Below are 26,165 nucleotides of genomic sequence, written 5' to 3'. Positions count from 1 at the left end.
TAAACTAACACAAATCAAGGTATTTCAGTCATTCACTTACAAGATTCGATATGCTCATTCTAACCGCAAGCGACATTCGAGACATGACCCGCCATGTTGGCCTTGAGCATTTTATTAAAAAAGCGACTAAGGCCTTGAAACAGGACTTTTCCCGCTGGGATTCATTCCACTTATCGCCGCGTCATGCTACCTATTATCCGCAAGGCGTCATTGAATTGATGCCCTGTGCCGATAACGAATTTTATACCTTTAAATATGTCAACGGACACCCCGGTAATATTAGAAACGGTAAACTCAGCGTTGCCGCGATCGGCCAAATCAGCGACGCAGGCAACGGCTACCCTTTGATGCTTTGCGACATGACCTTGCTAACCGCGATAAGAACTGCCGCTACCAGCGTACTAGCGGCAAGTTATCTCGCGCGGAGCGATGTCAAATCCTTGGCTATCATCGGTAGCGGCGCACAAGCGGAATTCCAGACGATCGCTTTCGCCGGGCACTATGCGCTTAAAACAGTCCGATATTACGATATCGACAGTCTGGCGATGTCCAAGTTTTCCCGAAACCTGGCCAATCGACCCTTCGAATTGAAGCCATGCGGCAGTATCGCCGAAGCCGCGCATGGCGCCGATATTATAACGACAGCAACAGCCGCCAAACATCGACAAATACTTTTCGCTTTTGAAGATATCGCGCTAGGCACACATATCAACGCAATCGGCGGCGACTGCCCCGGCAAAACCGAATTACCGGCGGAACTGCTAAGACAAGTCAAACTCGTCGTCGAATATACGCAGCAAAGCCTAATCGAAGGCGAAATTCAACAAGGAGATGCCGGATTGATCCATGCCGAATTAGCGGAATTGGTTTGCGGAACGAAAATCGGGCGTGACAATGATCGAGAAATCACGCTATTCGATTCGGTAGGTTTCGCTCTGGAAGACTTTTCGATGCTTCGCATCGTCTACCAACTTGCTACCGAATTAAAGTTTGGCACCGAAATAGTCATGTTGCCCGAAGTAGACGACCCTAAAGATTTATTCGGTTTTTTGGCCTCCTGACAAGACTTCGCGTACCATTTGCTGTCGCCAGGCTACAGTCTCAATTCAACTCATCCCGGATCATCGGCTATTAGCATGGTTAATTTATTATTTTTCCCACCTAAGACATGAATACAATCAATTCCGAAAAACCCGCTTCTTCCACTAAGGTACCGCCTAAAATGCCCGGCGCGTTGCCACTGATCGGGCACATGCTCGACTTCGGCAAGAATCCCTTCAACTACATGATGAAGCTTAGAAATACGCTCGGCGAAATCGGCGAATTCCGCATGTTTCATCAACGCATGGTGCTGATGACCGGCCCCGAGGCGAACGAGGCGTTTTTTCGCGCGCCCGACACGCAACTCGACCAAAGCCAGGCCTATAAAATCATGACGCCTATTTTCGGCAAGGGCGTGGTTTTCGATGCACCGCCGGATAAAAAGGATCAACAACTGAAAATGCTGATGCCGGTGTTGCGCGATAAACCAATGCGCGGCTATGCGCAAATTATCGTCGCCGAAGTCGAGCAAATGGTTGCCGACTGGGGCGACAGCGGCGAGATCGATTTATTGGAATTCATGAAGGAATTGACGATTTACACGTCTAGCCACTGCCTGCTCGGCAACGAATTCCGCTATGAATTGAATGAAGAATTCGCCCAAATCTATCACGATCTCGAAAAAGGCGTGAATCCCCTCGCCTTCGTGTTTCCCTATTTGCCGCTGCCGGTCTTCCGCCGCCGTGACAAGGCGCGCACCAGGCTTCAGGAACTGGTCACCGGCATCATTGCCAAGCGCGCGCAAAAAACCGAGAAGAGCGAAGACGCCTTTCAACTCTTGATCGACGCCCGATATGACGACGGCAGCAGCCTGTCGCCCCATGAAATTACCGGCATGCTGATCGGCACGATCTTCGCCGGACACCATACCACAGCAGGCACCGCTGCATGGACCCTGCTTGAGCTAGCACGCAGGCCCGAGCACATGCTAGCCGTATTGAGCGAACTGGATCAATTATTCGGCGCGGATGGTGAAGTCACTTTTCAATCCCTGCGCGAAATGCCACTGCTGGAAAATGTCATCAAAGAAGTCTTGCGTCTGCACCCGCCGCTGATATTCTTGATTCGCAAGGTCATGCAGGATTTTCATTTCAAGGATTACACGGTCAAGGCCGGGAAATATGTCTGCACGTCGCCGCGAGTATCGCATCGCATCGAGGAAATATTTCCCGAACCTGAAAAATTCGATCCCGAGCGCTATACCGAAGCGCGCCAAGAAGACGCCAAGCCGTTCAGCTGGATCGCGTTTGGCGGCGGCAAACATAAATGTACCGGCAATGCGTTCGCGATGCTGCAACTCAAAGCAATCATTGCCGTGCTGCTGCGCCGCTATACCTTCGAGTTGACCGACGCCAAAGACCATTATCAAGATGACTTTACGCAAATGGTGGTACAACCGGTATCGCCGTGCCGGGTTCGTTACCGCAAACGTCAAGCCATTGACGATACCGCGCCCCAAGCATCGGAAGCCGACACGGCCGAAAAAACCCCGACCGGAGAATCCTTTCGGATCATCATCGACCGGGAACTTTGCCAAGGCCACGCCACTTGCATGAGCGAGGCGCCTGAACTGTTCCAGGTCGATAACGACGGCAACTTGACCGTGTTACAAGAAAACCCGGCGCTGGATTTGTTGAACAAAGCCAAGCAAGCCGAAAAATATTGCCCGACCCAAGCCATTAAAATTCAATTAAAATAGAGAGCGACGATGCCTGCATATCCGAGAGAAGAACTGGAAGAAATGGTCGAACGCTGGCTTCAGGCCAACCGGGACGCCGAAAAAGAAGGCAATTGGCCCAAACACCTCGGCCCGATGTATACCGACGACGCCGAGTACCGTTGGAATATCGGCCCGAATGAAGAATTCGTCGCGCGCAGCCGTAAAGAAATCGAAGAATGGGCTTTGGGTGTGCAAATGGAAGGCTTCGAAGAATGGCGTTATCCCTATCACCGCATCCTGATCGACGAAAAAATCGGTGAAGTAATAGGCTTATGGACCCAAGTCTCTCCTGCTTCGCGCGATGACGGAACGCCTTATCAAGTCGAAGGCATCGGCGGCTCGTGGTTTCGTTACGGCGGCAATTATCAATGGGAATGGCAACGCGACTTTTTCGATCTGGGCAATGTGAAAGCCTTATTCTTCGAATTAGCCGCCGACGGCAAGCTCGACCCGGCCGTCAAACGGAAAATCGGCAAGTTGGCCAAAGGCCAGTTGTTGCCGGGTCATGAGCGCCTGCGTAAACCGCCTAGCTTCGGGAAAAAACTGAAAGGTTTCTTTGCGATGGTGCGAATCGCTTTATTCAATCGTTGAAATATAATTACTCACGCAAAGGCGCCGTGGCGATTTCTGCCCCTTCCGTTGGCAGGATTTAGCAGGACGGGTTAAAAACCCGTCCCGCAGAGTACGATGCAGAACCCCTTCTTTAGCGTGCAGGTTTCCGTATGCTATAAACTCAACACTTCAGGTAATATTCACACTTGAAGCCTATAATTGCGCGAGCCAATGAACCAACGATACCGAAAATAGAGCGCTCCAGGAAATCAATTAAATAGCTTCGCGATTTTCGTATATTTTTTGGACAAAATGCTTTTTATAGGTTCATTTCCAATTTTGTAATAAAAATAAAAAACCATGTTAACTGTAAAACCCGCTTGGAAAAAATGGCGTCTATTGAATGACCATGGACGACATATCTGGGCATTCAAGCCCGCCTCCGATCAAATCGACCAACACTTGCACAATGCCGAATCTGTTTCGGATGAGGAAATCGCACAATTCGCCGAAGATTTCCGCTTCGATTCGTCGATCAACCCGAATTCCGCCGACCAGGTCTATCGGCATTGCGCAATCAGCAATCAATATCAGCCTTTCGACGGCCTCTTACCGCAAGCAAAATACGCCGATGACCAAGCCGTTATCGATTCGCTCGTCAAAGGCATAAACTATTTTTCATACTTGCAATGCGAAGACGGACATTGGCCCGGCGATTACGGCGGCCCGCTATTTCTGTTGCCGGGCTTATTGATCGCTTCCTATATTAGCGGCACGCCATTCCCTAAGGCGCACCGCGAAATGATGAAGCTTTATATTTTCAACCATCAGAACTCAGACGCCGGCTGGGGCATGCATATCGAAGGTGAATCGACGATGTTCGGTACGGTCATGCAATATGTTTCGCTACGCATTCTCGGCGTAGATAAAGAGCACCCTGCCATCGTTAAGGCCCGGAACTGGATCAAAAACAACGGCGGGGCAGCCGGTGTTCCTTCCTGGGGCAAATTTTACCTGGCCGTGATGAATCTTTACGATTGGCGCGGCTTTAACAGCCTGTTTCCGGAAATGTGGTTACTACCGAAATGGCTGCCGATGCATCCGTCGCGCTACTGGTGCCATTGCCGAATGGTGTACCTGCCGATGGCCTATTGCCAGGCGCACCGGATTCAAGCCCCCGAAAAAGAGCTGATACTAAGCTTGAGAGAAGAGCTTTATGAAAACTTCGACTCAATAGACTGGCCGAAACAACGCGATGCCGTATGCGACAAAGACCGCTACTATAAGCCGTCGGGCGTACTCAAATGGATGAATTTGTTCACTAACACTTACGAAAAATTCGCCAGCTCCCGGCTCAGACAAAAGACGGCCGATTACATTCTCAAATACCTCGACGCCGAAGATCAACAAACTCAATACATCGATATCGGTCCGGTCAGCAAGGCGATCAATTCGATCTGTATTTGGCATGCTTACGGCAAGGATTCCGAACGATTTCAACACCATGTGGAACGATGGTACGATTATTTATGGGTTGCCGAGGACGGCATGAAAATGAATGGTTACAACGGCTCACAGCTTTGGGATACGGCACTGGCGACCCGGGCTATTTTGGAAAGCGACTTGGGCAAACGATTTCCGAAAACCATCGAAAAAAGCTATCGCTTCATCGAAGGCTCGCAAATCAAGTCCGAACACCCGACGCATGCCGAGTTTTTCCGCCACCCGATGATCGGCAGTTGGCCGTTTTCGACAGCAGACAACGGCTGGCCAGTGTCGGATTGCACCGCGGAAGGCTTAAGCGCGGCTTTGGCCATACACCGTTCCGGCCTGGTTGAAGCGGTTATCGACGAGCAGCGGATGAAACGAGCTATCGACATCATTCTGTCTTATCAAAATACGAATGGCGGCTGGTCGACTTATGAATTGACGCGCGCGCCTCGATGGCTGGAAAAACTCAACCCTTCTGAAGTATTTGCCGATATAATGATCGACTATTCCTGGACGGAATGCAGCGCCGCTTGCCTAATTTCTCTGATTGAAAGTCAAGAAGATTATCCGACCTATAAAAACGATGAAATAAGCAAAGCCATAAGCGCAGGGCTCGGTTTTATCATTAAGCAACAAAAGGCCGATGGTTCCTGGTATGGCGGATGGGCCGTTTGCTTTACCTATGCGACTTGGTTTGCCGTAGAAGCTCTGAGCAAAGCGCTCAATAAAGGTTATTTCGATGATACGGTTTTAGCCGACAGCATCAGCAAAGCTTGCGCTTTTTTAGTTAGCAAACAAAAAGCCGATGGTGGTTGGGGAGAAAGTTTCAAATCGTGTTCCGAATTGGTTTATACCGAAGCCGATACCTCACAATCGATCAATACCGCTTGGGCACTATTGGCCTTGCTGTCAGGCAATTTTCAAGATAAATCGATTATCGACAAAGGTATCCACGTTTTATTGAAGAAACAAACCGAGCTAGGCGACTGGCCCCAAGAAAATATTTCCGGCGTCTTTAACTATAATTGCATGATCACTTATGCGAATTATAGAAATATTTTCCCTATTTGGGCGCTGAACCGATACTGTAGGATCTATAATTTAAGGATATTAGAACAATGATGATGCGTATCAAGTAACTAAAGATGGAATCGAATTTCGACATTTGCATTATCGGCGCGGGCATGGCAGGCGCGACTATCGCCGCTTATCTTGCGCCCAAGGGCATCAACATCGCGTTGATGGATCACTGCTACAAGGAAAAAAAACGGATTGTCGGCGAGCTTTTACAACCCGGTGCGGTATTATCGCTGGAACAATTAGGTCTCGGGCATTTATTAGACGGCATCGACGCACAACCGGTCGAAGGCTATGCGCTGCTGCAAGGCAATGAGCAAACCACCATACCTTATCCATCGCCTAATCATGGCATGGGCTTACATAACGGTCGCTTTCTGCAACAAATCAGAGCCTCGGCCTTACAAAACTCATCGGTTACAAAAATTCAAGGTAAAGCCTTGAGTTTATTGGAGAACGAACAAAACGAAATTATCGGTGTAAATTACCGCGACTCAGTTTCGAACGAGATCAAATCTATTTATGCTCCGTTAACCATTACCAGCGACGGTTTTTTTTCTAATTTTAGAGAGCTTCTCAGTAACAACGAAAAAACCGTTACTTCTTACTTTATCGGTTTGATTTTAAAAGACTGCGAAACCCCTGTGCCCAAACATGGTCATGTGTTTTTATCGGGTCCAACACCGTTCATTTGTTATCCGATTTCAAGCAATGAAGTCAGGCTTTTAATCGACTTTCCAGGCGGTCAATTTCCCAGAAAAGCATTTTTGCAGGCGCATTTAGAAGCGAATGTTACGCCTTACATTCCCGAAGGTATGCAGATAAGCTACCGACATGCCCTACAAGAAGACCGGCTTAAGGTCATGCCCAATCACTACATGGCGGCCAAGCCGAAAATACGTAAAGGCGCGGTCATGCTCGGCGATGCGTTAAACATGCGCCACCCATTAACCGGCGGCGGCTTGACGGCGGTATTTTCGGACATACAAATATTGAGCGCGCATTTATTGGCCATGCCCGATTTCAACAACACCGATTTAATCTATCAAAAAATCGAAGCGTACTACCGCGACCGCCAATACGCCAACGCCAACCTTAACATTCTTGCTAACGCGCTTTATGGCGTGATGTCCAACGATTTACTCAAAAATGCGGTATTCAAATATCTGCAACGTGGCGGAGTAAACGCGAAAGAATCGATTGCGATATTGGCCGGCCTGAACAAAAATCATTATTCATTGATGAAGCAATTCTTTTTTGTCGCACTTTTCGGCGCTTATACTTTAGTGCGCGAAAATATAAGCAACCTACCTAAGGCCACTAAAATATTATCGGATGCGTTGACCATTATTAAACCTCTGGCTAAAAACGAGCTTTCGCTAGTTGGCATTTTTAGCGATTATTTCAAGCGTTAACTCCGCCGGATCCATAGCGTAAATTGCTTTCGTACTTTGGTAAAATGTTGCCTACCAAACGATAAACCTAGATAACGCATTACACCATGAAGATCATGAAGTAACATGAAGAATTAAACTTTTAATTTTATAGTCTTTTTCTTCATTGCCTTCATGTTCTTCATGGTGAATACATTTTTTTATGATGTGTTCGCCAATACTTTGGCAGCCTCTACGGCTTGGGAAACTCTTCACTTAAGCTCTTGCTTACCGGTTTCGAGAAGCTAGAGCTTCTCGTACTGCATTCCCAAGCAAAGAGCTTGGGAACAAGCGAATCGCGGGCTTAGTAAATGGCAGCGTTATCACAACCGTACCTACGCTCAAACAAAGCGATGGGTTTCCGCTTCGCTGCTACCCATCCTACGGCGCCGGAAGCTTGGTAGGCAGTTAATATAAGATGGGTAGTTGCGTAGCCCGGATGGAGTGCAGCGCAATCCGGGAGGTTTGAAGCCACCCAAGCTTCAGCCTGGGAAAGAGCGGATGCGGGCCCGTCTGGAATGTTTCAACCGTGGCCGAAGCAAGCCGAAACGCTGGGGACGGGTTTAATAACCCGTCCCGCAGGGTAACATAAATAATTAAACTTTTGATTTTATAGCCTTTTTCTTCGTGTTCTTCATGGTGAATAATTTTTTATAATGTGTTCGCCAATTTCGATAGCCAATCGCTCGAAATGATCCGGCGATTTTCTTAAGTACGTGCCGTTTTCGCCGACCTGTCCGGTCAAATAATACGGTAAGGCCATGCGCGAATAGGGCGTTTCCGGCTCTATCTGTAGTGACATCATTCGAATACTCCTACCGCCTAAAAAGGTTTAAAGTCGAGCCACAGTGTAAAATAAAAACCGTAAAAAGTACCTTACCGATTCATTTTCGGTTCATCGGTTTGCGTTAGCTTTAATTACATTCTTCCGTTTCGATGAGTATTTATGAAAAAAATTTATTTGTTGCTGGGATTCTTTTTGTTCGCCTCAGCCCCCGAAGCCTTTGCCTTCCGCTGCGGACAACGGATCGTCCAAACCGGCGACCATATCAGCGATGTTCGAATAAAATGCGGCGAACCCGACTATGCCGATAAGCGTTTAGGCGTTTCGGGCAGTCGTTTTCGTTTTCCGCAAGGTACGCTCGACATATCCGAATACCAGCAAATCACTATCGACGAATGGATCTACAACTTCGGCCCGAGAAGACTCAAGCAACAGCTGATTTTCGAAAACGGTATATTAATGGACATTCGTAGCATCGGTTACGGCAATTGATCGGCAGACATCTTTTCAATCGGCGAAAACCATGTCGATTCAAGCCTCGGGCGACATTTCAACTCAAACCGACAGATCGACGAAACCATGCAAACCACGTTTCGATTTGACCGCCAACCATTCTTTCAATTCTTTGAGCTCATCGGTTTCTTCCAAATCGTCGAGGCTCTTTTTACTGCGAAGCCGGCGAAACGCCGTTTCGAGCACCTTGTAACGTTCTCCGGTAATCCCGGCGCGCCTGAGACCGATCGTATTCAAACGATAATGTTTGGCCGGACGTCCGCCGATCAACATGAACGGAATCACATCCATGTTGAGCCCGGTCGTACCTTGTACGATGGCGTAAGAACCGACCCGGCAGAACTGATGCACGACCACGCCGCCACCCATGAATACTTTACGACCGATTTCGACATGGCCGCCGATCGCGACATTGTTGGCGAATATCGTGTTGTCGCCGATCGAGCAATCGTGCGCGACATGGCTGTTATTCATGAAATAACACCCCGAACCGATGCGCGTCGCGCCCTTTTCCTTGGTCGCCCGATGCGCGGTAAAGCCCTCTCTAAATTGATTGCCATCGCCGATTTCGAGCCACGTTACGGTTTCGGGGTTGAACCCTAAGTCTTGCGGCAGGCCGCCGAGCACGGCATGCGGATGCACTATATTGCCTTCGCCCATTTTGACATAACGTTGCACGACTGCATGCGGGCCTATTCGGCAGTGCGCGCCAATTTCGACATCGCTTTCAATGACCGCGAAGGGTCCTATGGTGACGTCTTCGCCTAATTTTACGTTTTCTGCAATGCAGGCTGTCGGATGAATGTTTTGCGCCATCTTGGCTTATCCTCTCGGGTGAAATTTTGCGTGGAGATCTTTCAGTCGTTCGCGCGCGATGTGCGTGTAAATTTGCGTCGTCGATAAATCGGAATGGCCCAACAGCAATTGCACGACGCGCAAATCGGCGCCATGATTCAGCAAATGCGTCGCAAAAGCATGCCGTAGCGTATGCGGCGATAACTCCTTGACGATGCCGGCCTCTTTCGCGCGGCGTTTGATGATATGCCAAAACGCCTGCCTTGTCATGCCGTCGCCTCGATTCGTCACGAATAAAAAAGCGCTTTGCCGCTCTCCGAGAATCGCCGGTCGTATCGTTTTCAAATAACCTTCAAGCCATTCCATCGCCTCTTCGCCGAACGGCACCAAGCGCTCTTTATTGCCTTTGCCGGTAATCTTGACGACGCCTTGCCGGAGACTAACCTGCTCCAAACGCAAACCAACCAATTCGGAAACCCTAAGCCCCGTCGCATAGAGCATTTCGAACATCGTTCTGTCGCGGTAGCCTAAAGGGTTCGACGTTTCGGGCGCCTTAAGCAAGGATTCGACATCGTTTTCCGATAATGAAGACGGCAATTTTCTGCCGATATAAGGCATATCGATCAATGCGGTCGGGTCGACGCTGATCCGGTTTTCCCGAAGCTGATAAGCATAAAAACGCCGCAATGTCGACAGTAACCGAGCACTTGAACGGCTACCGATGCCTTGATTGTATCTGAATGCCAGAAATCGAGAAATATCGTCTCCCCCCACTTCCAACAGCGACATGGTCTTGAGCCACTGCGCAAAAATAGTTAAATCGCTGCCATAGGCAGACAAGGTATTGTTGCTAACGCCTTGCTCGGCCCACAACGCATCAAGGAACTGATCGATCAAATCGCCTGGGTTCATTGGTTAAACGAAGCTTCGAAAGCCAATAATTGGAGTTTAACAGCCATCGACTCGCCTTGTGTTTGCCCCGAGTAGCCGCCGGGGCCGGATACCGAAACGACTCGATGGCACGGCACAATCAACGGATAATCGTTTCGCCGACATGCGCCGCCGACCGCTCTCGGCGCGGAATCTAAGATTTTAGCCAAATCCTTATAAGTCAACGTCGTCCCGAACGGAATCCTGAGTAATGCGTCTTGAACGGTTTGCAAGAACGGGCTACCCCGCCGTAACAGCTTGAGTTCCACGATAGCATTCGGTTCACGCCAATAATTTTCAATCGGATCGAAGCTTTGTTTATTGTCGTTATCGAGGCTGGAAACCATGACTGGCCCGCCGGGCAACCAATCGATACTGCAAATCACCTCGCCGCACCGCTGTACCGACAGTTTTCCGGCAGGCGTTTGGAGTATTCGAATATTTTTGGCACCCTGGCACTCGCTGACCCAGTGAACGATGAAAGGCATATCGCGCTCCCATTCTTAAAAGAATTGTCGTATCGATTAACTGCCTGTAAAAAGCGATTGAACCACGAAATACTCGAAAGTCACGAAAATTTTCGACAGTTTATAGTTAGCATAGTGCACGCAGCATACCCTACTACTTGCTCCTTAACCAATACGACCTCTATACAATTTATTGTCACTTAACACCCTCGGATATCCCACACCTAATGCAAGGTGATCCGCGCAGGGTACGCTGTGCGTACCATGGTAACCCCGCGATGTTCATGTGCCAACCGAACCGTCAGGGCACGGCTTTGGCACGCGCAGCGTACCCTACAATTTATGTATAACGATGAGCGACCCTCCGTGGGAGCCCATACCTTAGCGGCCTAGGCAAGATCGGTATGCTGAAGCGTGGAAACAAGGAAATCCAGGTTTTTCCGGCAATAAAAAAGGCAGCCTTGGCTGCCTTTTTTATTGCCGGAAAAACAAAATCTCGACTTAAATTTTTTCTTTAATACGAGCCGCTTTACCGGTTAAGTTCCGCAGATAATACAACTTGGCGCGACGGACGTCACCGCGGCGTTTAACTTTGATATCGCTGATAATAGGACTGTGCGTCTGAAAAACCCGCTCGACACCTTCGCCGTGAGAAATTTTTCTAACAGTAAACGCAGAGTTCAGTCCACGATTACGTTTTGCAATCACGATGCCCTCAAAGGCCTGAATTCTTTCGCGATCGCCTTCCTTTACCTTAACATTGACGACTACAGTATCGCCCGCGCCAAATTCAGGAATATCATTTCTTAATTGTTCTTTTTCCAATACATCAATAATATTGCTCATCACCACACCTTAATTAAACCAATTCCACAATAAACTCTTGCAGCAGCTCGTATTCCACATCACTCAACTGCTTGTTTTTTAATAATTCAGGACGCCTCTGCCAAGTTCGCCCCAACGCTTGCTTAAGCCGCCAGCGCTCGATATCCGCATGATTACCGCTAAGCAGAACGTCCGGGACGACTCGGCCTTCGATATTTTCCGGCCGTGTAAAATGCGGATAATCCAGTAAGCCATCCATATGCGAATCTTGAAGGGCCGAGTTCTCATCACCGAGCACGCCAGGCAATAAACGCGAGACCCCATCGACAACGATCAATGCAGCTAACTCGCCGCCGCTGATAACATAATCGCCCAGGGACCATTCTTCATCGCAAACCGTTTCGACAAAACGCTCGTCGATACCTTCGTAACGCCCGGCAACTAATATTAATTGCTCACAATGGATCGATTCATTCAACAAGCTTTGCGTAATGGGCCTGCCTTGCGGGCTTAAATAAACAACTTTTGCATGATCGCCAAAGCCATTCTCTTTCGCTTCGCTAACCGCATCAAATAGCGGTTGATACTTCATGACCATGCCGGGGCCGCCGCCATAAGGCCGATCATCAACTGTCCGATGCTTGTCGTGAGTATAATCCCGAGGATTCCAAGCCTCCAACCGGACCATACCGTTGTCTATCGCCTTACCGGTAACGCCGTATTTTGACGCTGCCTTGACCATCTCGGGAAACAGCGTAATTACATCGAAACGCATCGACCACCGACTAAAAGTCAGGATCCCAATCGACCGTCAAGCATTTGCCGTTCAAATCGACCTCCAGGACTGTCTGCCCCATTAAAAACGGAATCAAACGTTCTCGATCTCCGCTCACCACCAAAACATCATTGGCGCCGGTTTCGAACAAATGATCGATCACCCCTAATTCTACACCCGATTTCGTGATGACATTGAGACCGACAAGGTCAGCCCAATAGTATTCATCTTTTGCAAGTGAAGGGAACTGATCGCGTTCGATATAAATTTCCCAACCAATCAAACTTTCCGCAACATCACGATCGTCGACAGCTTCAAGATGGGCGACTACATTTTTACCTTGTCGCTGCCCTTCTTTAACTTTAAGCGACTTGATCTCCGCATTTTTTCTTAGCTGCCACGCCGGATAGGACAAAATATTTTCCCGCGGTTCGGTGTAAGAAAAAATTTTGACCCAGCCTTTTAAGCCAAAAACGCCGGAAATTTCCCCGACAAGGATATACTGCCGATCGGTCAAATTTTAAGCTACGGCTTTCTTAGCGGTTTTAATCAAACTGGCAACACGATCCGATGGCTGAGCACCTTGACCTTGCCAATAAGCAACACGCTCAATATCTAATTGTAGCTTTTGCTCATTACCACGCGCTAATGGGTTAAAAAAACCGACGCGTTCGATATAGCGTCCGTCACGACCACATCTGCTATCAGCGACAACGACTTGATAAAAAGGGCGATTTTTCGCGCCGCCTCTGGAAAGACGAATGGTTACCATCTAAAATCCTCAAAAAACATTAATCAAAAATTTAATCGACCTATTTTACGCATTTTTTTGCATAAGTGAAGGATAATTTACATTCTCATGCCGCGCATGTTGCTTTGCATACCGCGCATCATATTGGCCATGTTGCCTTTTTTAAATCGCTTCATCATTTTTTCCATCACTTTGTGTTGCTTTAAAACACGATTGACGTCTTGTAATTCTTGGCCGCAACCGGCCGCGATACGCTTCTTACGATTACCTTTAATCAAGTCCGGATAACGACGTTCCTGCATCGTCATTGAATTAATGACGGCAATTTGACGCGCCAGCTCTTTATCGTTGACCTTATCCTTCATTCCCTGCGGCACTTGATTCATACCCGGCAGCTTTTCCATCAATGAACCGACACCGCCCATGCTTTGCATTTGCAACAGTTGCTCGCGTAAATCCTCTAGATCGAAGGTCTTGCCTTTCTGAATTTTTTTCGCAAGCTTCTCGGCTTTTTTCTTATCGATCTTTTGTTCGATCTCTTCGATCAAACCGAGCACATCGCCCATACCCAGAATACGTGACGCGACACGATCGGGATAAAACGGCTCCAATGCATCGGTTTTTTCGCCGACACCGATAAATTTAATCGGCTTACCGGTAATATGGCGAATCGACAACGCCGCACCGCCACGCGCATCGCCGTCGGCCTTGGTCAAAATAACGCCGGTCAGCGGCAAGGCATCATGGAACGCTTTTGCCGTATTGGCGGCATCTTGGCCGGTCATGCTATCGACGACAAACAAGGTCTCGACCGGATCGATCGCGGCATGCAACGCTTTGATTTCACCCATCATTTCATCATCGATATGCAGTCGACCCGCGGTATCGACAATCAGCACATCAAGAAATTTCTTTTTCGCCGCATCCAAAGCATTATTGACGATATCGATCGGCTTTTGCGAAGCGTCGCTGGCAAAAAAATCCAACGACAAATCATCCGCCAGCGTTTGCAATTGTTTAATCGCGGCCGGGCGATAAATATCAGCACTGACCACGCCGACTTTTTTCTTATGCTTTTCCTTCAGAAAACGGCCTAATTTTGCCGCCGTGGTCGTTTTACCGGCACCTTGCAGACCGGCCATTAAAATAACAGCGGGAGGATTGGCTTTTAGATTAAGCCCTTCATTCTCCTCACCCATAACCTTGATCAACTCCGACTGAACCAGCTTGATCATCGCTTGTCCCGGCGTCAAACTGGTTTGCACTTGCTGCCCGAGCGCCCCCTCCCTAACACGCTCGATGAACTCGGTTACCACAGGTAACGCGACATCGGCTTCAAGCAACGCCATGCGGACTTCGCGCAACGTGTCTTTGATATTGGTTTCAGTCAGACGACCCTGACCTTTAATCGTTTTAAGCGTACTGCTTAGGCGGTCGGTTAAATTATCAAACATATCGGCATCTTTTATTTATGATTCAAACGGATGTTCGCTAACGCAAATCGGTTAGAACTATTCAGTCGGATAGTTTAACATAACCCTTTAAGATCGCCTTTCGATTATTCCTTATCTCTCGCCAACGCGACCATGAACATAACAGCCATAGGTATCTTTTCCATTTTGGGTTATTTAGCCGCAACCGGCTTTTTGATTCGAGAAACCGTTACCGAGAATACACAAAAACCTTCGATTTACTTAGGTTGGCTCGGTGCATCCGCCCATGGAGCCTACACCTTAGTCATCATCGAACGACAAAGCGGACTGAACTTTGGTTTTTTTGATACGGCATCGCTAGTATCCATGCTGGTCGCCTTGTTAATTCTTTTTGCCACCTTCGATAAACCGGTGGAAAAACTAGGCATTGCAGTCTTTCCGACGGCTGCGATACTGCTCGGCTTGGATATGATCTTCCCCTTTAAAGCCCAGACAAGCTTGCGCTATGACTGGCCGATGAGCGTACACATCTTAACCTCGATCGCCGCCTTTAGCCTATTGAATGTCGCGGCTTTACAAGCCATGCTTTTGGCCATTCAAGACCGACAACTTCGCAGTCACCAGCCTAAACGCCTCATTCGCTCTCTGCCGCCGCTGCAGGCGATGGAATCGTTATTGTTTCAAATGATCGGAGCCGGCCTTTTTTTTCTAACGATCTCGCTGGTCAGCGGCGCCTTGTTTATCGACGATTTATTTGCCCAGCATTTAGTACATAAAACCGTGTTATCGATCGTCGCCTGGATCATTTTTTCCGGTTTATTGTTAGGCAGAATCCGATACGGGTGGCGCGGACAAATTGCTATCCGCTGGACATTGGCTGGTTTTGTACTACTACTGCTAGCTTATTTCGGCAGTAAGTTGGTTTTAGAGATCATTCTGCAAAAGCGCTAACGCTCGGAATCGGCGAAAAACTGAACAACCCATTTGCCAGGCGTCAATATTTTGCCGCCCACCCGTAAAGCCACCGCAATTAAAACCATAAATACCTGATAAATAAATTATTTATTAACATGGCATAACAATCGCTTACTCCAAAATGACTTCTTAAATTTCGTTTTTATTTTGGAGAATCGCTATGTCAGGCATGGTAATCAATACGAACATCGCTTCTATCAATAGTCAGCGCATGCTGACTCAAACCAACAACAACCTCAAAACTTCAATGGAGCGACTCTCATCCGGGCTTCGCGTCAACAGTGCAAAAGATGATGCCGCCGGATTGGCGATCGGCAATAAAATGACTTCGCAAATCCGAGGGATGACAGTGGCGATTAGAAACGCTAACGACGGGATTTCGATGGCGCAAACGGCTGAGGCCGCAATGGGCTCGATCACAGAAACCATACAACGAATGCGAGATTTAGCGGTACAATCCTCTAACACGGGATCGGTGAATGCCGCCGACCAAGCCAAGTTACAAACAGAATTTGAACAATTACAGAGCGAGATTAGCCGAATCATTACCAATACCGAATTTAACGGTAAGAAAATTTTGAATGGCGGACTCTCGGGAATGGTCTTTCAAGTGGGTGCTAACACGACTTCGGACAATCGGATTTCGATTACCGTCAACAATCTAGCCTCAGCAACCTCAACCGGTTTGGGCTCTATACTAATGACCTCCGTAGTGATCGGCGGTTCAGCCGGAACGAGCGCTGGCGTCACACCAAAGACCGCTGTGTCTATCGGTCTAGTTATTGACGGCCTGGATAAAGCGTTGACCACGATCGATACTTTTCGATCAACTCTGGGCGCCATGCAGAACCGTTTTACCACGACGATCAGCAACCTACAGTCTTCAATCGAAAATCAAAGCGCCGCGCGGTCGCGGATCATGGATGCCGATTTCGCGGCTGAAACCGCCGCATTAAGCAGAAATCAAATACTGCAGCAAGCTGGAACAGCGATGCTAGCCCAAGCCAACCAATCGAAGCAATCGGTTCTCCAGTTACTACAATAGCCTCCTTATCATTGAGCTACTCCCTTTATACTAAAAAATAGCTGATTTTATGAAGGTATAGAGAGTGGTTAGAGAGGATGTCGGCAGCTACAATAGACGGGTTCACCCAGCACCTAAACTCCATAATCGATTGGCTATAAGTTAGTTCCCTTGGATAATTTAGGTACTGGGCTCACGGCGGTTCTCGACAAGCACTACACCTCTAACAAAGTCGAACGACTGTTCTGTACTTAGGGCGTAATAAAACAAGCCTATAATTGCTGACGAAATCGAAAACAACATGAACAGCCCACGATGATATTGTCAAACACAGCACATGCCACACTTGCCGTCAATACTTTCGGCGACAAGTATTTCTATTTCATCAATGGCGCTACTTTCAACAAAGTCAGCGCAAAAGTCGTTTTCGAAGCCTCTTTCAGTAAAGCACTGTTTAATGAAGACTCGCTATATATCATTGTCGGGACCGACTCAGGCTTATTACCAAAGTTCATTCAACAGCAAGGAATACCCTCCGGAACTCGATATATATTTATTGAACCGGAAGAAATCTTAAAGCTGATTGAGCAACAAGACTTGTTTGACACTTTGCCCCCCGAAATCGCCTGCACAACCCTCGAACATTGGCAAGAACTAAGCGATGATTTCAAAATCAACGATTACTTCTACATTAATTCGGTCAAACTACATAATTCAATTGGCGCACAACAAGCAACACTTCAAGATTATCCCGAGTTAAGTTGGCAATTAAATGAAATACTGCAATCGTTGCACTGGCAATACAATGTCGCCATCGGCTGCGAGGCATTTATAGTCCGCCAATTGGAAAATCTCGCCGACAATATATTGCCAGCAAGCCTCTTACTAGACGCGTATCGCGGCCAAACCGTTATCATCTTGGCCGGCGGCCCTTCCTTAACTGATCTATTGCCTTGGATAAAACAGCACCGAAACAAACTGACGGTTTTTTCAGTTTCGCGTGTATCCAGACAATTAATCTCGGCAAACATAGAGCCTGATTTCGTTTTTTCCGTGGACCCTTATGAGCATAGCGCTGAAGTCAGCAAAGAAATGTTTAAATTTGGCAACAACACCATTTTTGTCCATTCGCATCACGCTTATCCGACCCTGATCAACCAATGGCACGGCAAAAGCCTTTACCTAGGCGAACGATTCCCATGGAAGACGAAACTGAACATAAAAAATATCAATAGCGTCGGACCAACCGTTACCAATACAGCGCTTAATACAGCTCACCGTTTTGGCTTTAGTCGAATCTTACTGGCTGGATTCGATTTATGCTTTACCAAAGAAGGTATCACACACGCGAAAGGCAGTAACGAACAACTAACAGGCCCGAAATACGACCTAACTTCTTTGCAAGTCGAAACTTATTGCGGAGAAAAAAGACCCACAGGTCAGGATTATTATGCAGCGCTGTCCATTCTTTCTCGACAAGCCCAGTCGATAACGGCCGATAACCGAAAAATCATCAATCTTGCAGAGACAGCCGCTAAAGTCGCATTCATCGACCATATCCCCACGGAAAAAATAACACTCGACGAATTAGATACTCCACCGAACGAGTATGCGGCCCGTCTGATTCCATACTTATCGGAGCCGGAACTAAGCGAGCACTATGCCGCTATTTCCATGGAATTGGAAAAAGCATTGCATCATCTTAAAGGCATTAAAACGCTTGCCAAAAAAGCTATAAAAATCAATGACCATATGTACAACCAGGAAGGGCAAATCGGAAATTATCGCGACAAACGCAATCTGGATACGATTGAAAAGAGATTACATCAAAAATATCGCGATTACAGCGCACTGGTAAAACGATTTGGGATACGAAATTTTCTTAAAATCGCCGCACCGAATAAAGATAACTGGGATGCGGAGTACACCAAAAAAATCGGACGTATCTATTACGAAGCATTCCAAATTGGCTCGACCCGCCTAATCAAACAAGTCGAAGACGCTCTTTCCCGTACACGATCCAGACAAGAAGAACTCATTGATAAACCGGATTTTTCATTGCTATTCAATCAATGGACCAAAGACAAAAGCTATAAACGAGCTAGGTTATGGCTTGAGCGCCATCCAACCGCATATTTATCCCCGGAAACCAAAAATGAAATAGCATCTTTGTCGAAAATGTTCGACGAATTTTTAACGAATAGCGTAACACCGCTAAATACTCAAGCGAGAACTTCTTCACGATTACCGGAAGTAAAAACAAGAGCCCTTCTTTTATTGAATCACAAAAAAACGGGCGAATTAAAAGACCTGTACAATGCTTTGAAACTCGACAGCAAAGAACCCGACAAAGAACCCTATCTCTTATTGATTTCAGCGTTTATTGCCGAATTGGAAGCGGATGACAATCAAGCGCTCAATAATTATGATGCTATTTTAAATTTGGAAAACTCTCCGCTGATCGAAGAAGCATTACTGAGAATTACATCAATCAGCCTTAAACAGCTTAACGATGAAAATGCATTCATGGCTCTGGAGTGCCTTGCTCAAATTAACCCGATCTACCTGCCTCTGTACGCTGAATCCGCCAGGATTCTGGGTAGACTGATGATTGCAATCGATAGCTATAACACCTATTTATCTCAATTTCCGGAAGATCTTCAATGCCAATTAAAACTAACCGATCTCTATCTTGAAAACCACATCCCCGATGCCGCTGAAATGATGCTCAACCATATTCTAGATCGAACTCCGGACTTGGAAGCCGCCATTTTATTAAAAAAGAAAATTGCCGACCTCAAAGATCAGAATCAACAACAATCATAAGGAAGTTTTCATTGTTCCGCAAAATGAAAGGGCTCTGAGGGACGCTTTGATCGTAAAAGACATGATGAAAGAAGAGATATACTACAAAAATAAAAGCCGGAGTTAATCCGACTTCGATTCATCTTGTTCACTTTGATACACTTTAACGCTTTTGCGTCCCTGAGTTAACAAAGACGCATGCTTTTGCAAGGCTTGTTTTCGATCTTTCACGCCCGCCATATACAACCTGTCTTCCTGCTGAATTTTAAGCATCAAATCAATAACGGCCGAACGTTGTGTTGGCTTAATCGGAGCGCTAAATAGCTCTTTGAGACATTCTTGACGATGCATTAAAACATCATTGAGGCCGTCCCAATCTTCGCAACCAATCGCTTGCGCGATTTTCTCTGAAAAACCGCTCAAAGTATCGATCATTACATCCACGGAATCCATTTTTTATTGCTGATAGGCTTCCGGAATCGCATCCCATGCTTCTTTTAACTCACGCATCAACCCACTCACCTCATCCAGAATTTGAATGCTGTTTTCAGAGCTCGCCTGAAAAAGCCTTTTATTCATATAGTCGTAAAGACTACTCAAGTTTTCGGCAATTTCTCCACCTCGCTCAGCGTCCAAGCCATCGATCAAACCGCCGACAATAGCAATGGCTTTAGAAATCTGTATGCTTTTTTCCTCAAAATCGCCGCGATCGATCGCACCTTTAGCCGCGTTTACACGCATTAAAAAACCGCTCATCAGCATTTGAATCAATTTATGAGGGGACGCATCATCTAAAACCGCCTCATTCTGTACAGCGGCATATTTATTGACATTATTCCTGTACATACTCGGTCTCATGTTAGCCTCTTTCATTATCTATAATCCTAATTGATTATTTATTAAGCAGCGCCAATTGCTGAGAAACGAAAGCACCAGTCGACTGAAATTGCCCAACCGCCGTATCCATCGCAATGAATTGCTTCATCAAGGAACTCTCCAAATTATCCAGCCTAACCTGCACATTTTCTCGGCGCGTTTCAAATCCTCTGAGCTGATTATTTAAAGACTTGGTTCTTGAATCCAAGGTGCCGCCAGGTTGCAAATACTGTGTTAAACGTTCGCTTAACCGATTTGCAATACCGTCGGAAGATGAAAAAATATCGCTGATCGACTTTAGATTGCCATTCAATTTTTCACTGAATATTGAATTATTCAACGACATGACACCGTTTCGATCGACGGTTATTCCAATTAATGCTAAAGAATTCGATTCATTCGAGGCGGAATCGACAGGTCTCGATACATCACCGCGCATCTGGCTTTGAATACTTCTCAGAGTCGAATCGCCGATCAACGCGCCGGCCACGTTCGATCCGGCATCGTATTTTCCCAAATCCTTGACCACAGTCATTAGACCGTTATATGCCTTGACAAAATCATTCGCCGCATCGGTAATGGCTTCGCTATCAATCGATACATCCAAAGCGAATACGGTATCCGGATCTTCAACCTTTAAATCCAGGGTCACGCCTGATATAACATCGGAAATGGAATTACTACTGCGTGTGGCAAATTGCCCATCCACTTCAATGATTGCATCTTTAGCCGCACGCTGCTCTTGCATGCTGCCGGCCAGCTCCGCTAACCCCGGAGCCGATGAAGAAATTGCTATCGTATTCTCGCTACCGGTTTCTTTGCCGGTCAGCACGAGTTTAAAGCCATCGTCGACACTAATAATACTTGCAGTCACCCCGGTATTATCCTGCGCATTATTAATCGCATCTCGAATACCGCTCAACGTATTATTGGTAGCTCCGATGTTAAGTGAAAATTCGTTACTGCCCACTGATAGCGTCAGCTCGCCGGTGCCCACTTCGGCGTTATAACCTGAATAACCGGCGCCGTCGCCTGTAATCAATTTATGCGAGGTCGCAAGCTGGTTAACCTTGAGACTATAGCTACCGGCAGTGGCAAGAGTTCCCGCCTTTGCTGTCGCTATGTTTTCATTCGATGAAAATGCCTGATGCTTACTAAACAAGCCATCTGTCTTGAGTTTATTCGCCGCTGTTTGAAAGCTCGACAAAGCACCTTTAAGAGTTCCCAAGGCGCTTAGCCGAGACTTAACAGACGACTCTTGGCGGTTGATAGCATTAAAAGCAGGCTGCCCTTCGGCTCTAACCAACTGGCTTACCAAGCCATTGATATCCATTCCGCTACCTAAACCTAATGCAGATGTGATTGCCATAACACACTCCTAATTTGAATAAAAACTACGCCCGCTCCTTCAAAAACACGCCCTGCACTTGCTCGCCATCCAGTTCCTTCAAACGCTTCGCTAGCGCCAAAACCTCATCACTGGGTATTTGCCGTAAAACCTCGCCACTTTTTTGGTCGACCACGCTAACCACCACTTGATTGGTAGTCTCATCCACTTTAAATTGCAGATTACGCTGAGCTTCTGCCAATACTTTATTCCCTTGCTCCGCCAACTGCTTGACATCCTCCAACGAAATCAAATTATCAGTTTGTTTACCGTCAGCTTCTTTCTCTCGGCCCAATGAATCCTTAGTAACTCGTTGAACATTATCTGGCGGGACTACTTGCTCTGTATGCTTGTTTTTAACAGCCTGAAATTTGGCGGCATTGCCGTCGCTTTGTGGTGAAGATGTAAAACCTAGCCTGGTGACATTTGAAATATCATTATTCATAACCCACCTCTAACTCACCCTTGTTTCGGATGCCCGATGAAGGGCATCCGACATCTTACCACTTTATCTCAACAAACTGAGCACTGTTTGAGGCGCTTGGTTTGCTTGCGAAAGCATCGCGACTCCGGCTTGCTGCAGAATTTGGTTTCGACTTAAAGCAGCGGTTTCGGCGGCAAAATCGGCATCCATGATCCGCGACCTCGCAGCGCTTTGATTTTCAATCGAAGACTGCAGGTTGCTAATCGTCGTGGTAAAGCGGTTTTGCATCGCGCCCAAAGTAGAACGAAACGTATCGATTCTACTCAACGCCCTATCCAAACCATCGATGACCGCTCCGACATTACTGGCCGTTATTGCCGTGGCGCCTGCACTCGTCCCGGCAGAGCCGCCGATTACTACAGATGTCATTAGTATAGAGCCCAACCCTGTTGAGGCTGCTGCCGATAGATTATTGACAGTAAGCGAAATCCGGTTATCTGAAGTCGTGTTGGCACCGACTTGAAAGACCTGCCCGGACAGCCCGCCATTTAAAATTTTCTTACCATTAAATTCGGTATTGGTAATAATTCGACCGATCTCACTTTGTAGTTGCTCAAACTCTGTTTGTAACTTAGCTTGGTCGGCAGCATTTACTGCACCCGTGTTGGACGATTGCACCGCCAAATCACGCATCCGCTGCAAGGTTTCCGTAATCGAGCCCATCGCGGCCTCAGCCGTCTGCGCCATCGAAATGCCATCATTGGCGTTTCTAATAGCCACTGTCATCCCTCGGACTTGCGAAGTCATTTTATTGCCGATCGCTAATCCGGCCGCATCATCTTTTGCGGAGTTTACGCGCAAACCCGACGACAACCGCTCCATAGAGGTTCTTAGCGAATTATTGGTACTGTTCAGCATCCGTTGACTATTCAGCGAACCGATGTTTGTATTAATGACCATTGACATGATGTTACCCTCCACCTCGCTTCAGATGTAAATTCAATCCGAAACAATGCTATTTTGATTGTTGAAAAGAAGTTTCTAAACTCACTAGAGTTATCGTCAATCAACAAAATTACTTTAATATTTTTTTAATGGCTTTATTTCAAACTCAAAGGGTAATAAACGTCCGCCTCGGCGAGAAGTATCGTCCAGTTCTGCCAATGAAAACCATAATCGTGTCAAATGAGCACCATGAGTGTGAACATGCTGCAACATTACGATTGCCGCAGAAACAGCAGGATGCCATTCCAACTCGACCCCATTGCCCATATCGTCATGAATACTGACTCTGCCATCGCTACAAGCTAAGGCCGACGAACTAGACACCAGCACCGATGCCGCCTTACCGTAATCGACATTTCGATTCAAACAAAACAACTCCTTTCCAGCCCCCCCATTAACACTTTCAATCGTCAAATCCCCCGTAAATGCTTCAGGCAACAAAGTCACCTTGCCCACACGCACCGATCCTAATGGTCTCTCCCAATCGTCGAATTCATAACGTAACCGTACTTTCTCGGCAACGGTATCCACCAAAATAGTTTTTCGCAACTTACCCTGATCAAAAGCGATTACCGCAGAAATAGACAATTCGCTACCAAACTGCTGAACCTGAGGGCTTACCCATTCTAAATCAGTCAGCCGGGCATGCTGACTTGGAATTTCGATCAAAACCCCGCCGGAATAAAAATCCGCACCTAATTCAATAGTCTGAAAATATCCTTGAGATAATGTCCCGATAAGTGCAGCGAAGCCCTGTGATTTGAACGCCAAAGTATGGATTGTCATACCACGCCGCTTATTCAGCACTAATTTCAATGCCGGCGTGTTTATTGTAAGAAAAATCCCTTCCTCATCACTCTCGATAAGCACGGATTCCGATATCTTTTGAGGCTTTCGATGCTCTCGAGGCACAGAATCGGCAAGCGCCCATTTCAATTTCAATCCGGCAATTTGCTCAAGCGTTTCTTGCCAGCGCAAGTCGGTGATGTGAGTACGAAGATCGCTAGCCCATAACTCACAAACTTCCCGCCAACATTCGGAAGAATCCTCGCCGCTTTTCTGCATCGCTTGAAATAATTGATGGCAAGCTGTATTTAGCCACAAATCATCTCTTCCCGACACCGCCCAACGATTAATATTATATTTAGCCTGTTTCTTGACCGGGATGGGCTGGATTATCGAAGTGAGCCTGGATGTTTTTTTTTCCGCATCGCCAAATTGCTTTGACAACGCCTCGCTCGGACTCAACCAGTTAAGTTCGCACTCGCTTTGTAATTGTTTCAAAACTCTTTCGAACCTTAACCACTCCCCTTCCGAGTGCAACCTGGACTCGGCGGCAAAACGGCCGGGACGATAATCAAAAATCTCCGCATCGTTACAATAGATAGGCAACATCTTTTCGCCCTGCTCGATACGACGCTTGATATAAGATGTATACTCCGTTACAGGAATATCCCCATGCACCACCCGCTGCAAACGCTGAAATAAAATCGAATCGGACCATAAAACAGGCAAAGAAACTTCACCGCACCCTTGCGCATGCGTCGGCATCATAGATAGCGGGCGGTGTTCCAACCCCAATGCGAGCCTGACATTATCCCTATCCATGATAATGCCTCGGTAACCCGCTTCGGCATAAACGTCGACCAAACCCGTCGAATAGGCCATTTCGTTGACTAACGCAATGTTCGGTTCGACATCCAATAACTGCCGATAAGCCTCCAGACCCAATGCTTGATTTCGGACATTAATCAGGTAAGGCACCAAGGGCCCGATGATTTGCGACCATCCGCTACCGATTAACTCGCATTGCCCGTTTCGCAACATACTCCGAAAACAATCAATCCACTCAGGGTCGATCTCAACTATCTGATTAAGCGTCCACCCGGTTAACTCGATTCCGACCGGAACCTTGGTTTTACGGATCAATTCCAGCAAAGGCCAATAACACTTGCGAATGACCTCTGGACGAGCCTCCGTTGGAATCGACGAGAAAGCCAAATTCAAATGAAAAATAAGATATGCGTGCGACATTAAACCAATAACTCGTTCAACGCTTGCACAAGCCGCCCGCCATTAGCCACAGCCATTTTATTTTGAGCAGCGATAGACAACGCGGAGGCTATTTGATCATCCGCCATCAAGTTCCGCAGTTTTTCCAGTGCCTCAAGTTCATCACGGGCCACCAAAGCAATATTTTCCTTCGCGATCAGACCTAGCTCGTCATCATCCTTATTGCCATAGGGCGAAAACACCACTGTGGGTATACCGTAATAGAGCAGTTCAAAAAAACTGACGCCATACACCGTAACGGCATAGTGCGCATCAAGCATCAGTTCATCAAGACTGGAGGGCGCCTGATGATTGTTAAACATTACTGTTGATGATTTGGGAAAGTCGGGTTGCTTAGCATAGGGACCGGTCACCCAATTGACTTGTGTATTATCCGGTAAAGTATTAAGCAAAAGCCTTGGAAGCCTCTGCCCCAAGCCCGTAACATCCGCACCGCCGCTCAGAACCAACACATGACTGCCACGACACCAAAGCCTAGGATAAGCCTTAGCATTCAGCAAAAAACAATCCCAACCATATATCACCGGCGTCCCTTGGCTCTTCACAACCTCTGGTGGGCAACGGAAAGACGGCATGACAATCAGATCCAAATGATCCCGATAACTGAGTAAACCGTCCACGGCAATGATTTTGCAAGCCTTGGCTCGCAAATTTTTCAAGAGTTTCGCTAAATCGGTCGGTAGCCACTCTGGAAATAGATCGAAAATAATCAATTGCGGAACCGACGTATCAAGTTGCCTCTCGATCATTTTCGTCAAATCCTCGCCAATCGACAAAAAACTGTGCTCAAATTGCTGCAATTCAGGATGTGCGATCGGATCGCCTTGAATCAAAAAGCGAATGCTGACGTCAAACGCCTGCCGCACGATACGCGCAACGGCTAGCGACCGGGTTAAATGCCCAAGCCCGACCCTACTTCCTGCATGGCATACAATGAGAACATTCATTG

General features: G+C 47.2%; 25 protein-coding genes. 9 read left to right on the top strand and 16 right to left on the bottom strand.

The window, feature by feature from the left end; translation table 11 throughout:
• Positions 1–50 precede the first annotated feature (50 nt).
• The 5 genes from ACINK7_RS03740 (at position 51) to ACINK7_RS03720 (ending at position 7,356) form a co-directional block, all read left to right on the top strand.
• Entirely contained in the window at positions 51–1,061 is a 1,011-nt protein-coding gene (locus tag ACINK7_RS03740; RefSeq protein ID WP_404359956.1) for an ornithine cyclodeaminase, read from the top strand.
• 107 nt (positions 1,062–1,168) lie between these two features.
• Positions 1,169–2,800 carry a cytochrome P450 gene (locus tag ACINK7_RS03735; RefSeq protein WP_404359955.1) on the top strand — a complete coding sequence of 544 codons (1,632 nt, stop codon included), beginning with the start codon at positions 1,169–1,171 and terminating at the stop codon, positions 2,798–2,800.
• A 9-nt stretch (positions 2,801–2,809) separates the two neighbouring features.
• On the top strand, positions 2,810–3,412 hold the full coding sequence (locus ACINK7_RS03730; RefSeq protein ID WP_404359954.1) for a nuclear transport factor 2 family protein: 603 nt from the start codon (positions 2,810–2,812) through the stop codon (positions 3,410–3,412).
• 321 nt (positions 3,413–3,733) lie between these two features.
• On the top strand, positions 3,734–5,986 hold the full coding sequence (locus ACINK7_RS03725; protein ID WP_404359953.1) for a terpene cyclase/mutase family protein: 2,253 nt from the start codon (positions 3,734–3,736) through the stop codon (positions 5,984–5,986).
• A 23-nt stretch (positions 5,987–6,009) separates the two neighbouring features.
• A complete protein-coding gene (locus ACINK7_RS03720) occupies positions 6,010–7,356 on the top strand; it encodes an FAD-dependent monooxygenase (RefSeq protein ID WP_404359952.1) in 1,347 nt (448 codons plus the stop codon).
• Between the two features lie 652 nt (positions 7,357–8,008).
• Here the strand turns inward: ACINK7_RS03720 and ACINK7_RS03715 are convergent.
• Positions 8,009–8,179: a hypothetical protein gene (locus ACINK7_RS03715; RefSeq protein WP_404359951.1), complete on the bottom strand. Its 171-nt coding sequence runs from the start codon at positions 8,177–8,179 to the stop codon at positions 8,009–8,011.
• Positions 8,180–8,320: 141 nt separating this feature from the next.
• Between ACINK7_RS03715 and ACINK7_RS03710 the strand changes: the two genes are divergently transcribed.
• Entirely contained in the window at positions 8,321–8,650 is a 330-nt protein-coding gene (locus ACINK7_RS03710; RefSeq protein WP_404359950.1) for a DUF2845 domain-containing protein, read from the top strand.
• A gap of 63 nt (positions 8,651–8,713) precedes the next feature.
• Here ACINK7_RS03710 and lpxA read toward each other — a convergent pair whose 3' ends face one another.
• From lpxA to ffh, 8 genes are all read right to left on the bottom strand, one after another.
• On the bottom strand, positions 8,714–9,487 hold the full coding sequence (lpxA, locus tag ACINK7_RS03705; protein ID WP_404359949.1) for an acyl-ACP--UDP-N-acetylglucosamine O-acyltransferase: 774 nt from the start codon (positions 9,485–9,487) through the stop codon (positions 8,714–8,716).
• Between the two features lie 6 nt (positions 9,488–9,493).
• Positions 9,494–10,378: a site-specific tyrosine recombinase XerD gene (gene xerD, locus ACINK7_RS03700; RefSeq protein WP_404359948.1), complete on the bottom strand. Its 885-nt coding sequence runs from the start codon at positions 10,376–10,378 to the stop codon at positions 9,494–9,496.
• Positions 10,375–10,884, bottom strand: a complete 510-nt coding sequence (locus ACINK7_RS03695) for a methylated-DNA--[protein]-cysteine S-methyltransferase (RefSeq protein ID WP_404359947.1) — start codon at positions 10,882–10,884, stop codon at positions 10,375–10,377. Before ACINK7_RS03695 ends, xerD begins: the two co-directional genes overlap by 4 nt.
• A gap of 480 nt (positions 10,885–11,364) precedes the next feature.
• Entirely contained in the window at positions 11,365–11,709 is a 345-nt protein-coding gene (gene rplS, locus ACINK7_RS03690) for a 50S ribosomal protein L19 (RefSeq protein ID WP_014147258.1), read from the bottom strand.
• Positions 11,710–11,722: 13 nt separating this feature from the next.
• Entirely contained in the window at positions 11,723–12,463 is a 741-nt protein-coding gene (gene trmD / locus ACINK7_RS03685; protein WP_404359946.1) for a tRNA (guanosine(37)-N1)-methyltransferase TrmD, read from the bottom strand.
• 10 nt (positions 12,464–12,473) lie between these two features.
• On the bottom strand, positions 12,474–12,980 hold the full coding sequence (gene rimM / locus ACINK7_RS03680; protein ID WP_404359945.1) for a ribosome maturation factor RimM: 507 nt from the start codon (positions 12,978–12,980) through the stop codon (positions 12,474–12,476).
• A 3-nt stretch (positions 12,981–12,983) separates the two neighbouring features.
• A complete protein-coding gene (gene rpsP, locus ACINK7_RS03675; RefSeq protein ID WP_014147255.1) occupies positions 12,984–13,235 on the bottom strand; it encodes a 30S ribosomal protein S16 in 252 nt (83 codons plus the stop codon).
• A 77-nt stretch (positions 13,236–13,312) separates the two neighbouring features.
• Entirely contained in the window at positions 13,313–14,668 is a 1,356-nt protein-coding gene (gene ffh, locus ACINK7_RS03670; RefSeq protein ID WP_404359944.1) for a signal recognition particle protein, read from the bottom strand.
• 132 nt (positions 14,669–14,800) lie between these two features.
• On the opposite strand from ffh, the gene ACINK7_RS03665 reads away from it, so the two are divergent.
• The 3 genes from ACINK7_RS03665 to ACINK7_RS03655 all read left to right on the top strand — a co-directional run bounded on the left by ACINK7_RS03665 (position 14,801) and on the right by ACINK7_RS03655 (position 19,472).
• Positions 14,801–15,598 (top strand): inner membrane protein YpjD, encoded by a 798-nt coding sequence (locus tag ACINK7_RS03665; RefSeq protein ID WP_404359943.1) that lies wholly within the window; start codon positions 14,801–14,803, stop codon positions 15,596–15,598.
• A gap of 193 nt (positions 15,599–15,791) precedes the next feature.
• Positions 15,792–16,667: a flagellin gene (locus tag ACINK7_RS03660; RefSeq protein ID WP_404361409.1), complete on the top strand. Its 876-nt coding sequence runs from the start codon at positions 15,792–15,794 to the stop codon at positions 16,665–16,667.
• A 300-nt stretch (positions 16,668–16,967) separates the two neighbouring features.
• On the top strand, positions 16,968–19,472 hold the full coding sequence (locus ACINK7_RS03655) for a 6-hydroxymethylpterin diphosphokinase MptE-like protein (protein ID WP_404359942.1): 2,505 nt from the start codon (positions 16,968–16,970) through the stop codon (positions 19,470–19,472).
• 102 nt (positions 19,473–19,574) lie between these two features.
• Here ACINK7_RS03655 and fliT read toward each other — a convergent pair whose 3' ends face one another.
• The 7 genes from fliT to ACINK7_RS03620 all read right to left on the bottom strand — a co-directional run bounded on the left by fliT (position 19,575) and on the right by ACINK7_RS03620 (position 26,163).
• A complete protein-coding gene (gene fliT, locus ACINK7_RS03650; protein WP_404359941.1) occupies positions 19,575–19,904 on the bottom strand; it encodes a flagellar protein FliT in 330 nt (109 codons plus the stop codon).
• 3 nt (positions 19,905–19,907) lie between these two features.
• Positions 19,908–20,297 carry a flagellar export chaperone FliS gene (gene fliS / locus ACINK7_RS03645; RefSeq protein WP_404359940.1) on the bottom strand — a complete coding sequence of 130 codons (390 nt, stop codon included), beginning with the start codon at positions 20,295–20,297 and terminating at the stop codon, positions 19,908–19,910.
• Between the two features lie 46 nt (positions 20,298–20,343).
• Entirely contained in the window at positions 20,344–21,696 is a 1,353-nt protein-coding gene (gene fliD, locus ACINK7_RS03640) for a flagellar filament capping protein FliD (RefSeq protein WP_404359939.1), read from the bottom strand.
• Between the two features lie 25 nt (positions 21,697–21,721).
• On the bottom strand, positions 21,722–22,159 hold the full coding sequence (locus tag ACINK7_RS03635) for a flagellar protein FlaG (RefSeq protein ID WP_404359938.1): 438 nt from the start codon (positions 22,157–22,159) through the stop codon (positions 21,722–21,724).
• Positions 22,160–22,222: 63 nt separating this feature from the next.
• Positions 22,223–23,104, bottom strand: coding sequence for a flagellin (locus ACINK7_RS03630; protein WP_404359937.1), 882 nt, complete (start codon positions 23,102–23,104; stop codon positions 22,223–22,225).
• A 114-nt stretch (positions 23,105–23,218) separates the two neighbouring features.
• The gene (locus ACINK7_RS03625) at positions 23,219–25,177 is read right to left on the bottom strand and encodes a hypothetical protein (protein ID WP_404359936.1); all 1,959 of its coding nucleotides are present in this window, start codon (positions 25,175–25,177) and stop codon (positions 23,219–23,221) included.
• Positions 25,177–26,163, bottom strand: coding sequence for a hypothetical protein (locus ACINK7_RS03620; RefSeq protein ID WP_404359935.1), 987 nt, complete (start codon positions 26,161–26,163; stop codon positions 25,177–25,179). Before ACINK7_RS03620 ends, ACINK7_RS03625 begins: the two co-directional genes overlap by 1 nt.
• Between the last annotated feature and the right edge of the window lie 2 nt (positions 26,164–26,165).

It is taken from the genome of Methylotuvimicrobium sp. KM1, from assembly GCF_044788715.1.
GTDB lineage: Bacteria > Pseudomonadota > Gammaproteobacteria > Methylococcales > Methylomonadaceae > Methylotuvimicrobium.
Note: the sequence above shows the minus strand (reverse complement) of the source record. Positions and strands in the feature narration are given on the sequence as shown.